We start from the raw sequence: 12,755 nt of genomic DNA, 5'->3' as shown, positions 1-12,755 counted from the left end.
ATGCGTCGTCGGAGGAGAGCACGGAGCCGTCCGTCAGCTCTCGCCGCCCGCGTTGCCGGTGGTGCCGGCGTTGACGTCGAGGAGCTGGTACTTCTCGATCGCCTGGACCGCGAGCGAGGGGTCGACCTCGCCGCGCTTGGCCAGGAGCTGCAGCGTGCGCACCACGACCGACGGACCGTCGATCTTGAAGTAGCGGCGCGCGGCGGCGCGGGTGTCCGAGAAGCCGAAGTCGTCCGCTCCGAGCGTCGCGAAGTCGCCCGGGATGAACTGCCGCAGCTGGTCGGGGACCTGGTGCGAGAAGTCGGAGACGGCGACGAAGGGACCCTTCGCGTCGGCGAGCTTCTGCGTCACGTAGGGCACCTGCGCCTCGTCCTCGGGGTGGAGGAAGTTGTGGTGCTCGGCCTTGATGCCGTCGCGCCGCAGCTCGTTCCACGAGGTGACCGACCATACGTCGGCCGACACGCCCCAGTCGTCGGCGAGGAGCTTCTGCGCCTCGATCGCCCACGGCACGGCGACTCCGGACGCGAGGATCTGCGCCTTCGGGCCGTCCCACTGGCCCCACGAGACCCGGTGGATGCCGCGGACGATGCCCTCGACGTCGACGTCCTCCGGCTCCTTCGGCTGCACGATCGGCTCGTTGTAGACGGCGATGTAGTACATGACGTTCGGGTCGTCGTGCTTCCCGCCGTACATGCGGTCGAGACCGGACTGCACGATGTGCGCGATCTCGTAGCCGTACGCCGGGTCGTAGCTGACCACGGCCGGGTTGGTCGCCGCGAGGATCGGCGAGTGGCCGTCCGCGTGCTGGAGGCCCTCACCGGTCAGCGTCGTGCGACCGGCCGTCGCGCCGATCATGAAGCCGCGGGTCATCATGTCGCCCGCCGCCCAGATGGCGTCGCCCGTGCGCTGGAACCCGAACATCGAGTAGAAGACGTAGACCGGGATGAGCGGCTCGCCCTGCGTCGAGTAGGAGGTGCCGACCGCGGTGAACGCCGCGAGGGCGCCCGCCTCGTTGATGCCGACGTGCAGGATCTGCCCCTGGGGGCTCTCCTTGTACGCCAGCAGCAGCTCGCGGTCGACCGAGGTGTAGTGCTGCCCGCGGGGGTTGTAGATCTTCGCGTTCGGGAAGAACGCGTCCATCCCGAAGGTGCGCGCCTCGTCGGGGATGATCGGGACGACGCGGTTGCCGAAGTCCTTCGAGCGGAGGATGTCCTTCAGGATGCGCACGAACGCCATGGTGGTGGCGACCTCCTGCGTTCCCGAGCCCTTCTTGCCGATCGCGTAGGCGGAGTCGTCCGGCAGGTTGAGCTGCGTGTACTTCGAGCGGCGCTCGGGCAGGTAGCCGCCGAGCGCGCGGCGGCGCTCCTGCAGGTACTCGATCGCCTCGTCGTTCTGACCGGGGTGGTAGTACGGCGGGAGGTAGGGGTTCTCCTCGAGCTGCGCATCCGTGATCGGGATCCGCATCGTGTCGCGGAAGCCCTTCAGGTTGTCGAGCGTCATCTTCTTCATCTGGTGGGTCGCGTTGCGGCCCTCGAAGCTGCGGCCGAGACCGTAGCCCTTGATGGTGTGCGCGAGGATGACCGTCGGCTGGCCCTTGTGCTCGGTCGCGGCCTTCATGGCGGCGTAGATCTTGCGGTAGTCGTGACCACCGCGGCGGAGGCCCCAGATCTGCTCGTCCGAGTAGTCCTCGACCAGCTTCTTGGCGCGCTCGTCGCGGCCGAAGAAGTTCTCGCGGACGTACGCGCCGTCCTCCGTCTTGTAGGTCTGGAAGTCGCCGTCGGGCGTCTTGTTCATCAGGTCGAGCAGCGCGCCCTCGGTGTCGCGGGCGAGCAGGTCGTCCCACTCGCGGCCCCAGATGAGCTTGATGACGTTCCAGCCGGCGCCGCGGAAGTACGACTCGAGCTCCTGGACGATCTTGCCGTTGCCGCGGACGGGGCCGTCGAGGCGCTGCAGGTTGCAGTTGACGATGAAGTTGAGGTTGTCGAGTCCGTCGTTCGCCGCGACCTGCAGCTGACCGCGCGACTCGACCTCGTCCATCTCGCCGTCGCCGAGGAACGCCCAGACCTGCTGGTCGGAGGCGTCCTTGATGCCGCGGTTGGTGAGGTACTTGTTGGCCTGCGCCTGGTAGATCGCGTTGATCGGGCCGAGGCCCATCGAGACGGTCGGGAACTGCCAGAACTCCGGCATGAGGCGCGGGTGCGGGTAGCTCGAGAGTCCGCCGCCCTGGTGCGACTTCTCCTGGCGGAAGCCGTCGAGCTGGTGCTCGCTCAGGCGTCCCTCGAGGAAGGCGCGCGCGTAGGGGCCGGGGGAGGCGTGGCCCTGGATGAAGATCTGGTCGCCGCCGCCCGGGTGGTCCTGGCCGCGGAAGAAGTGGTTGAAGCCGACCTCGTAGAGCGACGCGCTCGACGCGTACGTCGAGATGTGGCCGCCGACCCCGATGCCGGGGCGCTGCGCGCGGTGCACCAGGATGGCCGCGTTCCAGCGGATCCAGGCGCGGTAGCGGCGCTCGACGTCCTCGTCGCCCGGGAAGTCGGGCTCGTTCTCGGCAGCGATCGTGTTGATGTAGTCCGTGGTCGGGACCATCGGCACGCCGAGGTGCAGCTCTTTGGAGCGCTTGAGGAGGCTGAGCATGACGTCACGTCCGCGACCCGCCCCCCGCTCCTCGACGAGCGCGTCCAGCGACTCGTTCCACTCCGACGTTTCCTCGGGATCCGAGTCAACGTGTCCGACGGAATACGGGTCCTGATCGTTAACAGTCACCCTCGACCTCTCTCTGGGGGCAGATCGTGCCCGAGACATCACTCTCATGAAGCGGTGCGGATCCGCGCATTCACGACCCGGATGACGGGACGCGCGCGAGCACCTGGATCAGCCTAGCGATTCCAGCCATCTGTGACGATCCACGACGGAACCGCTCAGGTGTCTGTGGGATCGCACCAGCCGGAGGCCCGATCGCCGCTGTCCTTGGTGGATGCCCGGAGCGGGTCTAGCATTGCCCCTCGTGCTCGCGCGACTCTCGTGCGCACGGAAGGACCTCGGACCGATGGCTCTCGAGAAGCTCACGCTGGCCCCCGATTTCGAACTCGCGAACCAGTACGGCGAGCGCATCCAGCTCGGCGACTTCCTCGGGCGGCGCAACGTCGCCCTCGTCTTCTTCCCTCTCGCCTTCTCGGGCACCTGCACCGGTGAGTTCTGCGCGCTGCGCGAGAACCTGGCGCTGTTCGAGCACGCCGACGTCGAGCTGATCGGCATCTCGGTCGACTCGAAGCACACTCTGCGCGCCTGGGGCGAGAAGCAGGGCTACGACTTCACCCTCCTGTCGGACTTCTGGCCGCACGGCGACGTCGCCAAGCAGTACGGAGTGTTCATGGAGGCGAAGGGCTACGCCACGCGCGCGACCTTTCTCATCGACAAGGAGGGCGTCATCCGCGACACCTTCATGACGGCTCCCGGCGAGGCCCGCTCCATCGACGCGTACCGCGCCGCCATCGACGCCCTGGCCCCGGCGCACGCCTGACGCGTCCGGTCGCTCCCGCCCGCCCTCGCGGAGTCAGTTCAGGATGTTGACCGCGCGCGAGATGACGAGGGCGAGCAGGACGAAGCCGGTGAAGCCCTCGAGCGACATCAGGAGCTTCACGCGGCTCGACAGCGGCATCGTGTCGGTCGGGCTGAACGCCATCGTGTTCGTCGTCGAGACGTAGAGGTAGTCGACGAAGCCCGGTCGCCAGTCGGCGCGCTCGGAGGAGGAGACCGACACCTCGCCCACCGTGTCCCGGTAGGCGTCCTGCGGGAACGCGAAGTCGGCCGGCGGCAGCTCGGCGCGGGGGAGCGTCCCGCGCGCGACCGGTCCGCCCCGGTCGATCTCCCAGTAGAGCAGTGCGTAGGCGACCACGTTCGTCACCCAGACCTGCAGCGCGGTGAGCAGGAGGAGCGGACCGTCGGCGGAGCCGTCGACGAGATCGCCGATCACCACGACGACGTTGACCTGGTTCGCGACGGTCAGTACGACCGCGAGCGTGATCGAGACGCCGCGCGACCAGCGCGTCTCGGAGTCGAGCCGGTGCGGATTCACGACGAACAGCGGCACCAGCAGCGCGAGCGTGATCCCCGCCGCGACCAGCCTGACGATCGAGGTGCCGTCGTTGTGCCCGACGACGTTCAGGGCGACCGCGACCACGATCGCGGCGGAGGCGGGCCACCGGCTCTCGGCCCGGCGCCGCGATCGCGCGCCGTCGCCACTGCTGTCGGACATGTGCCGAGGGTAGCGGCGCCCGGCCGCTACGACGCTGGAGCCCCGCCCGGCCCCGGGTCGGGGGAGCGCGAGCGTGTCGTAGGATCGAGGCGATCGTCCGCGGCGCGGCCGCGACGGGGGCCTTTAGCTCAGTTGGTAGAGCGCCACGTTTACACCGTGGATGTCATCGGTTCGAGCCCGGTAGGGCCCACTCCCGTATGCGCGTCCCGCTCCCGATCGCGCTCCGTCCCGGTGCCGCGCGATGCGGATCACTGCGGTGCCGCCGTGCTGAGGTGGCGCGTCAGCGGGACTGGCGGCGCTTGTACGGCTTCGGCTGGCCCTTGACGATCGGGGCGCGGCCGGTGCCCTTGGATGCCTTGGCCTTGCCTCCGCTCTTGGGCGGTGCGGCCTCCTCGGCGCCGAGAGCGGCGAGCTCCTCGCGCGCGGAGGCGAGACGCTGGCGGCCGGCCGCGGTGAGAGTGGTGGCGGCGGCTCCGGGCTCGAAGAGGACGCGGCCGTCGTCGAGCTCGACGGCCTCGACGGAGGAGTCGAGCCTCTTCCGCGAGATCCCGAGCTTCTCGGCGGCGCGCACGAAGTGGAGCTCCTCGGCGACCACCACGAAATGACGCAGCTGACTGATCTTCATCCGGAACCCTCCACGGCCGCGCTCTGCGACCTCCCCACCGTACGCGGTCCCGCGCGCCGAGGAGCGGCCGGCGGACGGGCCACCCGGCGGACGCCGTCCTGAGCCGTCCGGCTCGCCGACGGTCCGGGATCCGCGACTCCTGCGGGCGCAGCTCCGCCGATTCCCGTCCCGGCGTCCGGATGTGGTTGAAGGAGAGCGCTCTCAGGTTTAACCTCGCGAGGTGGGTGGAACCCGAAGCCTCCCGCAGAGGAGGCCGACGTGGGCGCGCTCGTCTACAGCGCTATCGCATCGCTCGACGGCTTCACCGCCGACGAGTCGGGCGGATTCACCTGGGCGGAACCGCGCCCCGCGGTGCACCGCTTCATCAACGAGAGCGAGGCGTCCGTCGGGACGATGCTCTTCGGACGTCGCATGTACGAGACCATGCGCGACTGGGACACGGGCTTCGAGCTGGCGAAGGAGTTCGCCTTCATCGACGACTTCCAGAGGCACTGGCAGGCGGCGGACAAGATCGTCTACTCGAGGACGCTGTCCGCGATCACCACGCGACGCACCCGGCGCGAGCAGGAGTTCGACCCGGCCGTCGTCGCCGCCGAGGCGCGCTCCCGCGACCACGACACCTCCATCGGGGGAGCCGGGCTCGCCGCGACCGCACTCCTGGCCGGGATCGTCGACGAGATCCGCTGGTTCGTCGTCCCGGTCGCCGTCGGCGGGGGCACTCCCGTGTTCCCTCCCGGTCTGAAGGTCGCGCTCGACCTGCTCGAGGAGCGCCGGTTCCCCGACGGGACCGTCTACCTCCGCTACGCCGTGCGCCGCTGATCGGCCTCGTCGGCGCCGACCAGTGCGGCGATCCGCGAGGCGATGCGCGCGCCCTGCGCACGACCGGCCTCGGCCGAGGCGGCACGGACGGCGGGGTCGAGCGAGTTCGGGCCGAACGCGGCGACGGACGCCTCGTCGGCGTACACGACCTCGACGCGCGAGCCCTCGAGGGCGTCGAGCTCACCGGTCGGCAGGGTCCCCACACCGGGAGCGCCGACACCGGGCAGCGGGGTGATGACCACGACCCACTCGGCGCCCGCGGCGAGATCGGCGTTGCTCCCCGAGCGGACGCCGCCGTCCATGTACCGCACGCCCGCGATGGTGACGGGCGGCCAGACTCCGGGCACCGCGCAGCTGGCCGAGATCGCGTCGACGAGCTCGACGCCGCTCTCGCGGTCGAAGACCTCGAGTGCGCCGGTCGCCGTGTCGACGGCGGTGATCAGGAGGCGGCGCTCGGGCCAGCCGGCGTCGGCGACCCGGGCGGCGATCACGGCCCGCCGCGTCTCCTCGGGCAGGGTCGCGGTCTCGAGCGCGAGGGTGCCGATGCGGCGCCGCGCGTCCTCGGGACTCGTCGCGCCCTCGATCGCCGCGGCGAACAGCGCCTGCAGCGCCAGCGCGTCGACATCGGCGCCGATCTCGGCGGACTCCTCGCGCAGCTGCGCGGCGTACGACTCGTCCAGACCGACGGAGGTGCTCAGCTGAGCGGCGACCGCGGAGCCGGCCGAGGTGCCGACGAAGGTCGTCTCCGGGTCGAGCAGGAGCCCGGCCGTCTCGGGCGACGCGTCGGCGATGCCGCGGACGACACCGAGCTCCCACGCGATTCCGGCGAGGCCGCCTCCGGCGAGGACGAGGGCTCCGGGCATGACGATGGTCCTTCCGTTCACGTTCAGGGGGAGGCGGCGACCGCCGACGCGGTCAGCGCCGCCGCACCACCAACGCTGTCACATCGTCCTGGACGTCGGTGCTGAGCGCGAGCTCGGCGAGGTGGTCGAACAGCTCCTCGTCCCCGAGACGGCAGACCAGCTCGGCGAGGTGATCGAGGGCTCCGAGCGTGCCGTCGTACAGGTCGAGCACGCCGTCGCTGCAGGAGAACAGGGCGTCGCCGGGGTGGAGGGTCCGCTGCGCCTCCTCCCACTCGACGTCGCTGTCGATGCCCAGCGGGAGCCCTGCGGTGCTGAGCCGCTCGACCGAACCGTCGGCGCGGACGAGGAGCGAGAGGCCGTGCCCGGCGTCGACGAACGAGACCGAACCGGCCGCGAGATCGATCCGTCCGATGAAGGCGGTCGCGAAGGTCGCCGTGGCCGTCAGATCCTCGAGCAGCTGCGCGTTGACGGCGTCGACGGCGGCAGCGGGCGCCGCCTCCGGCCTGGCCTGGAACGCGGACCGGATCGCGGCGGCGATGATGGCCGCTCCCGTCCCCTTGCCCATCACGTCGACCACCTCGAGCGCGATGCCGTCGTCGACCGACCGCCACGACGCGTAGTCGCCCGCGACGTCGTGAGCGGGCAGCGTCGAGCCGGCGACGCTCCAGCCGTCGACGACGAGAGCAGCCGGGCGGAGGCGCCGCTGCAGCTCGGCAGCACGGCTCGCCGAGGCGATCTCGCGCAGCTCGCGCTCCGCCCACCGCCCGAGCTCCTCGAGGACGCGTCCCTCCTCCTCGGAGAAGTCGCGGGGGACCCGGTCGAAGACGCAGATCGTCCCGACGCGGACGCCGTCGCCGACCGTCAGCGGGCGGCCGGCGTAGAACCGCAGGTGGGTGTCGCCGGTCACCGAACCGCGCTGGGCGAAGCGCGCGTCGGCGGAGGCGTCCTCGATGACGAGGAGATCCGGCTGCTGGACGGTGACGTCGCAGATCGAGTCGGCGCGCGCGATGCGATCGGAGTGAGCGGGCCGCTGCGGCGACTTCGTGAACTGCGTCGACTCCTCGATGATGTTGATCTCGGCCGACGGGACGTTGAGCAGCTGGCGTGCCACCCGGGTGATCCGGTCGAAGCGCTCCTGCGGCCCCGACCCCGAGAAGTCGAGCGACGCGACGGCGGCCAGACGGACGCGCTCGCGCTCGTCGATCACGACTGGCGCCGCTCTCGGACGATCGACCAGATGTTCCGGCCGTCGACGCGGCTGTACTCGAACCGGGTCACGAGCGCCTGGATGAACGGGATGCCGCGGCCGGCCTCGGCCCACTCGTCGGGCATGTCGCGGGGCTCGCTGACGTCGACGTCGGCGGCCGCAGCGGAGTCGTTCAGCACGGCCTTCAGCTCGTGCTCGTCGACGCTGATCCGGATGACGCAGATCGTGTGACGGGTCGAGTGCGCGTGCTGCACGACGTTCGAGGTCAGCTCGGCGAGAGCGGTCTCGAACGCCATGCGGTCCCAGGAGCCGACCCCGGGCGACTCCGCCCAGATCTCGCTCAGCGCGTCGTGCACGGCGGTCACGCCGTCGTCCGGAGGGGTCCGGATGACCAGCGAGCGCTCAGACACGGTAGGCGTCCTCGACGCTCTCGACGGTCGCGAGCAGGCGGTCGAGGTTCGACAGGCGGAGCACCATCGTCGGCTGCTCGCCGGGGGAGGCCAACCGGATGTCACCGCCCGCGCGACGCGCCTCCTTGAGGCACGCGACCAGTGCGCCGAGACCCGAGGAGTCGAGGAAGCCGACGCCGGAGAGGTCCACGACGATCCGCAGATCGCCGTCGGTGATCGCCCGCAGGACCACGGCCTCGAACTCGGTCGCGCTCGTGAGATCGAGGCGGCCGACGGGCCGGACGACGACGATGTCGGGCTCGATCTTCTCGGTGCTGAGCTGCATGGAGTCCTCCTGGTGGCGGGTCGGTACCGTGGCCGTCCGACCCCGACCGTACAAGGGATCGGAGGCCGCCGCTCTCCCGTGTCGGCTCGCCCCCGTCTCCGCCGTGTTCTCCGGGCTTCCGGTCGTCTGCCCTGGCGCGGTCGGGCGGGGCCTGCGGGTGGTGTGCGGGGGTGGGGGTCGGGCGGCGGGAGTGCGGGGCGGGGCGCTGTGCGCGAGCGGGTGGAGTGCAGGGCGGCGCGCTTCGCGCGGGCGAGCAGGTGCAGGCGGCGCGCTTCGCGCGGCCGGGGAGTGCAGGGCGGCGCGCTTCGCGCGGCCGGGGAGTGCAGGGCGGCGCGCTTCGCGCGGCCGGGGGAGTGCAGGGCGGCGCGCTTCGCGCGGCCGGGGGAGTGCAGAAGGCGTCGGATCGGGTGGGGTGCCTCGTCACGGCTCCCTCCCGAGCGCCTGCGGCGCTCCCGCCAGACCCGAGCCAGGAGCCGCGACGAGGCACCCCGCCCGCTCCTCGGGTTCGGGAGAGGGAGCGGGTGCTGGAGGGGAGTTGGAGGAGGGTGCGGCCGGAGTGGAGGGCAGGCGGCAGGACTTTCCGGAGGAGTCGGGGAGGCGGCGGGGTCAGGCGCGGGCGGCGGCCAGGGTGTCGGCCGCGAGGCGGACGGAGGCGGGGCGGTCGCGGAGCCAGAGGGGGACGGAGTGGACGCGGAGGCCCGTGTCGGCGAGCGCGGAGACGGCGGCCGCGTCCTCCTCGCCGACGAGCCAGGCGTCGAGGAGGCCGCCGGCGGAGCGGGAGCCGTAGTGGCGCCCGACGGCCTCGGCCGAGGTGTCGACGCCGATCGCGGCGAGGCAGGCGTCGGCCATGCCGCGGACGACGCGCCCGCCGATGATGGGGGAGACGCCGACGACGGGTGCGGACGTGCGGTGGACGGCGTCCGCGATGCCGGGGACGCCGAGGATCGTGCCGATCGAGACGACCGGGTTCGAGGGGGCGATCAGGACGGCGTCGGTGTCGGCGATCGCGTCGAGCACCCCCGGGGCGGGGCGGGCCTCGGAGACGTTCGTCTGGAGGAAGCGGCGGGCGGGGGCGGAGGCGCGCAGCCGCACCCACCACTCCTCGAAGTGGATCTCGCGGACGCCCTCGCCGGGGAGGTCGACCTCGACGTGGGTCTCGACGTCGTCGTCGGACATCGGGAGGAGGCGGACGCCGAGCGGCCAGCGCGCGGTGATGCGGGCGGTCGCCTCCGAGAGCGTGAGGCCGTCGCGCAGCATCGAGGTGCGGGCGAGGTGGGTGCCGATGTCGAGGTCGCCCAGGGTGAACCAGGGCCAGCCGACCCCGAAGGCCTCGAGCTCGGCCGACACGCGCTCCGTCTCGCCCGCGCGACCCCAGCCGCGCTCGGTGTCGTTGACGCCTCCGAGCGAGTAGGTGAGGGAGTCGAGGTCGGGGCAGACCTTGAGACCTGCCAGCCACATGTCGTCACCGGTGTTGGCGACGACCGTGATCTCGGAGGCCTCACCCCCCGCCGCCTCGAGGTCGCGGAGGTGCTCGCGGACGGCGGAGGTGAAACGTGCTCCGCCGACGCCGCCGGCCAGGATCGTGATGCGCATCCGGTCACGGTACCGCGCGGGAGAGGGCGCGACGGATTCCTCAGTTCTGATGCCTTAATGCTGCGGATCTCCGCCGGAAACACCCGGGAAACGTCGGAGGACGACGATGGTCCCCTGTCCACGGAGTCGGACGGGGTCCGCGATTGCCTTCGGGTGGAGTGCGGACCACAGTGGGACCACGGCCCCTCGGCTCCGCATCCGCACAAGACCCACCGCGGAGACCCGCCCCGGGTCGCCCAAGGCATGGAGGTACCGATGACCATCGTCCGCGCGGCAATCACGCAGACCACTTGGACCGGCGACAAGGAGTCGATGCTCGACAAGCACGAGCAGTTCGCCCGCGACGCGGCGGCGCAGGGAGCGCAGATCATCTGCTTCCAGGAGCTCTTCTACGGCCCCTACTTCGGCATCACCGAGGACAAGAAGTACTACCGCTACGCGGAGCCGGCCGACGGTCCGATCGTGCAGCGCTTCGCGGCGCTCGCGAAGGAGCTGAACCTGGTCACGATCCTCCCGATCTACGAGGAGGACATCACCGGCGTCTACTACAACACCGCGGTCGTGGTGGACGCCGACGGGACGATCCTCGGCAAGTACCGCAAGCACCACATCCCGCACCTCGACCGCTTCTGGGAGAAGTTCTACTTCCGTCCCGGCAACCTCGGCTACCCGGTGTTCGACACGGCCGTCGGCAAGGTCGGGCTCTACATCTGCTATGACCGGCACTTCCCCGAGGGCTGGCGGGAGCTGGGGCTGAACGGCGCCCACATGGTGTTCAACCCGAACGCGACCAAGCCCGGCCTCTCGAACCGCCTGTGGGAGGTGGAGGGCCCCTGCGCCGCCGTCGCCAACGGCTACTTCGTGCTGCAGCCCAACCGCGTCGGGCGCGAGGACAACGAGTACGGCGAGCTCGCCGTCGACTTCTACGGGACCAGCCAGGTCATCGACCCGCGCGGCAACTTCGTCGGCGACCGGGGCTCGGGCGAGCGTGAGGAGATCCTGATCCGCGATCTCGAGCTCGACATGGTGCAGGAGATGCGCGACGACTGGCAGTTCTACCGCGACCGCCGTCCGGACTCGTACACGAGCATCCCCAAGCCCTGACCCGAGCTGCGACACCGAGGAGCATCGATGAAGACCCTCATCACGAACGGGACGGTCGTCAACGCGACCGGGACCGCCGCCGCCGACGTCCTGATCGACGGGGAGACCATCGCCGCGGTGCTCGCACCCGGCTCGACCCTGCTCGGCTTCGACCTGGCCTCGAACGTCGACCGGGTGATCGACGCGAGCGGCAAGTACGTCATCCCGGGCGGGATCGACGCGCACACGCACATGGAGATGCCGTTCGGCGGCACCAACGCCTCCGACACGTTCGAGACCGGGACGCGGGCGGCCGCCTGGGGCGGGACGACGTCGATCGTGGACTTCGTCGTCCAGTACCCGGGCGAGAGCGTCGTCGAGCGTTACGGCGCATGGCAGGAGAAGGCCGCGGGCAACTGCGCGATCGACTACGGCTTCCACCAGATCCTCTCGGATGTGCAGGACTCGTCCCTCGTCGCGATGGACGAGCTGATCGCCGAGGGCGTGACCAGCTTCAAGCTGTTCATGGCCTACAAGGGCGTGTTCCTCTCGGACGACGGGCAGATCCTGCGGGCGTTCCAGAAGGGCGCCGAGAACGGCGCGATGATGATGATGCACGCCGAGAACGGGGCGATCATCGACGAGCTGGTGAAGCAGTCGGTCGCCGCCGGCAGGACCTCTCCGTACTTCCACGGGCTCACCCGGCCGTGGCAGGCCGAGGAGGAGGCGACGCACCGGGCGATCATGATCGCCGACCTCACGGGCGCTCCTCTCTACGTGGTGCACGTGTCGGCCAAGCAGGCGGTCGAGCAGATCGCGGCGGCGCGCGACCGCGGGATGAACGTGTTCGGCGAGACCTGCCCGCAGTACCTCTACCTCTCCCTCGAGGAGCAGCTCGGCGCCTCGAGCGAGGAGTGGGGCGACTTCGAGGGCGCGAAGTGGGTGTGCTCCACTCCGCTGCGCTCGAAGGCGGAGGGGCACCAGCACCACATGTGGCAGTCGCTGCGCACCAACGACATCCAGATGGTCTCGACCGATCACTGCCCCTTCTGCATGAAGGGCCAGAAGGACATGGGTCTCGGCGACTTCTCGAAGATCCCCAACGGGATCGGCTCGGTGGAGCACCGGATGGACCTGATGTACCAGGGCGTCGTGTCGGGGCAGATCACGCTGCCGCGCTGGGTGGAGCTGACGTCGACGACTCCGGCGCGGATGTTCGGGATGTACGGGAAGAAGGGCGTGATCCAGCCCGGAGCCGACGGCGACGTCGTCATCTACGACCCGAACGGGCACACCTCGATCGGCATCGGCGAGGGGCGCACGCACCACATGAACATGGACTACTCGGCGTGGGAGGGGTACGAGATCGACGGACACGTCGACACCGTGATCTCGCGCGGCAAGGTCGTCGTCGACGACGGCGACTACGTCGGGACGAAGGGCGACGGCAAGTACATCAAGCGGGGCCTCTCTCAGTACTTGATCTAGGTCGAAGCATCGCTTCGACCTAGATCAAGAAAGGCGGCAGCCGCGGCGACTTCTGTCGCCGATCTCGCGGAAGACCGCGGTACGCAACGG

At 70.5% G+C, this 12,755-nt stretch carries 12 protein-coding genes and 1 tRNA gene; 5 read left to right on the top strand and 8 right to left on the bottom strand.

Annotation, left to right across the window (positions count from 1 at the left end; translation table 11 throughout):
• Nucleotides 1-33 precede the first annotated feature (33 nt).
• On the bottom strand, nt 34-2,760 hold the full coding sequence (gene aceE, locus GSU68_RS10345; protein WP_159908022.1) for a pyruvate dehydrogenase (acetyl-transferring), homodimeric type: 2,727 nt from the start codon (nt 2,758-2,760) through the stop codon (nt 34-36).
• Between the two features lie 283 nt (nt 2,761-3,043).
• Here aceE and GSU68_RS10340 point away from each other — a divergent pair, with 283 nt between their 5' ends.
• Nucleotides 3,044-3,517 (top strand): peroxiredoxin, encoded by a 474-nt coding sequence (locus tag GSU68_RS10340; RefSeq protein WP_159908020.1) that lies wholly within the window; start codon nt 3,044-3,046, stop codon nt 3,515-3,517.
• Nucleotides 3,518-3,550: 33 nt separating this feature from the next.
• On the opposite strand, the gene GSU68_RS10335 is transcribed toward GSU68_RS10340, so the two are convergent.
• The gene (locus GSU68_RS10335; RefSeq protein ID WP_159908018.1) at nt 3,551-4,252 is read right to left on the bottom strand and encodes a hypothetical protein; all 702 of its coding nucleotides are present in this window, start codon (nt 4,250-4,252) and stop codon (nt 3,551-3,553) included.
• 117 nt (nt 4,253-4,369) lie between these two features.
• Here GSU68_RS10335 and GSU68_RS10330 point away from each other — a divergent pair.
• A tRNA-Val gene (locus GSU68_RS10330) sits at nt 4,370-4,442 on the top strand.
• A 90-nt stretch (nt 4,443-4,532) separates the two neighbouring features.
• On the opposite strand, the gene GSU68_RS10325 is transcribed toward GSU68_RS10330, so the two are convergent.
• A complete protein-coding gene (locus GSU68_RS10325; protein ID WP_159908016.1) occupies nt 4,533-4,877 on the bottom strand; it encodes a LysR family transcriptional regulator in 345 nt (114 codons plus the stop codon).
• A 258-nt stretch (nt 4,878-5,135) separates the two neighbouring features.
• Between GSU68_RS10325 and GSU68_RS10320 the strand changes: the two genes are divergently transcribed.
• The gene (locus GSU68_RS10320) at nt 5,136-5,696 is read left to right on the top strand and encodes a dihydrofolate reductase family protein (protein ID WP_159908014.1); all 561 of its coding nucleotides are present in this window, start codon (nt 5,136-5,138) and stop codon (nt 5,694-5,696) included.
• On the opposite strand, the gene GSU68_RS10315 is transcribed toward GSU68_RS10320, so the two are convergent.
• The 5 genes from GSU68_RS10315 to cofD form a co-directional block, all read right to left on the bottom strand.
• A complete protein-coding gene (locus GSU68_RS10315) occupies nt 5,678-6,559 on the bottom strand; it encodes a patatin-like phospholipase family protein (RefSeq protein WP_159908012.1) in 882 nt (293 codons plus the stop codon). The genes GSU68_RS10320 and GSU68_RS10315 overlap by 19 nt on opposite strands.
• Nucleotides 6,560-6,611: 52 nt before the next feature.
• Nucleotides 6,612-7,766 (bottom strand): GAF domain-containing SpoIIE family protein phosphatase, encoded by a 1,155-nt coding sequence (locus GSU68_RS10310; RefSeq protein WP_159908010.1) that lies wholly within the window; start codon nt 7,764-7,766, stop codon nt 6,612-6,614.
• The gene (locus GSU68_RS10305) at nt 7,763-8,176 is read right to left on the bottom strand and encodes an ATP-binding protein (RefSeq protein WP_159908008.1); all 414 of its coding nucleotides are present in this window, start codon (nt 8,174-8,176) and stop codon (nt 7,763-7,765) included. Before GSU68_RS10305 ends, GSU68_RS10310 begins: the two co-directional genes overlap by 4 nt.
• Nucleotides 8,169-8,501, bottom strand: coding sequence for an STAS domain-containing protein (locus GSU68_RS10300; RefSeq protein ID WP_159908006.1), 333 nt, complete (start codon nt 8,499-8,501; stop codon nt 8,169-8,171). Before GSU68_RS10300 ends, GSU68_RS10305 begins: the two co-directional genes overlap by 8 nt.
• Before the next feature lie 606 nt (nt 8,502-9,107).
• Entirely contained in the window at nt 9,108-10,094 is a 987-nt protein-coding gene (cofD, locus tag GSU68_RS10295; RefSeq protein ID WP_159908004.1) for a 2-phospho-L-lactate transferase, read from the bottom strand.
• A gap of 255 nt (nt 10,095-10,349) precedes the next feature.
• Between cofD and GSU68_RS10290 the strand changes: the two genes are divergently transcribed.
• Both GSU68_RS10290 and hydA read left to right on the top strand, forming a co-directional pair.
• Nucleotides 10,350-11,198, top strand: coding sequence for a nitrilase-related carbon-nitrogen hydrolase (locus GSU68_RS10290; protein ID WP_159908002.1), 849 nt, complete (start codon nt 10,350-10,352; stop codon nt 11,196-11,198).
• Nucleotides 11,199-11,225: 27 nt separating this feature from the next.
• Nucleotides 11,226-12,665, top strand: coding sequence for a dihydropyrimidinase (hydA, locus tag GSU68_RS10285; protein ID WP_159908000.1), 1,440 nt, complete (start codon nt 11,226-11,228; stop codon nt 12,663-12,665).
• Nucleotides 12,666-12,755: the final 90 nt, after the last annotated feature.

The organism is Rathayibacter sp. VKM Ac-2759, assembly GCF_009834225.1.
In the GTDB taxonomy this organism is placed as follows: domain Bacteria; phylum Actinomycetota; class Actinomycetes; order Actinomycetales; family Microbacteriaceae; genus Rathayibacter.
This window is presented reverse-complemented; position numbering and strand designations above follow the sequence as displayed.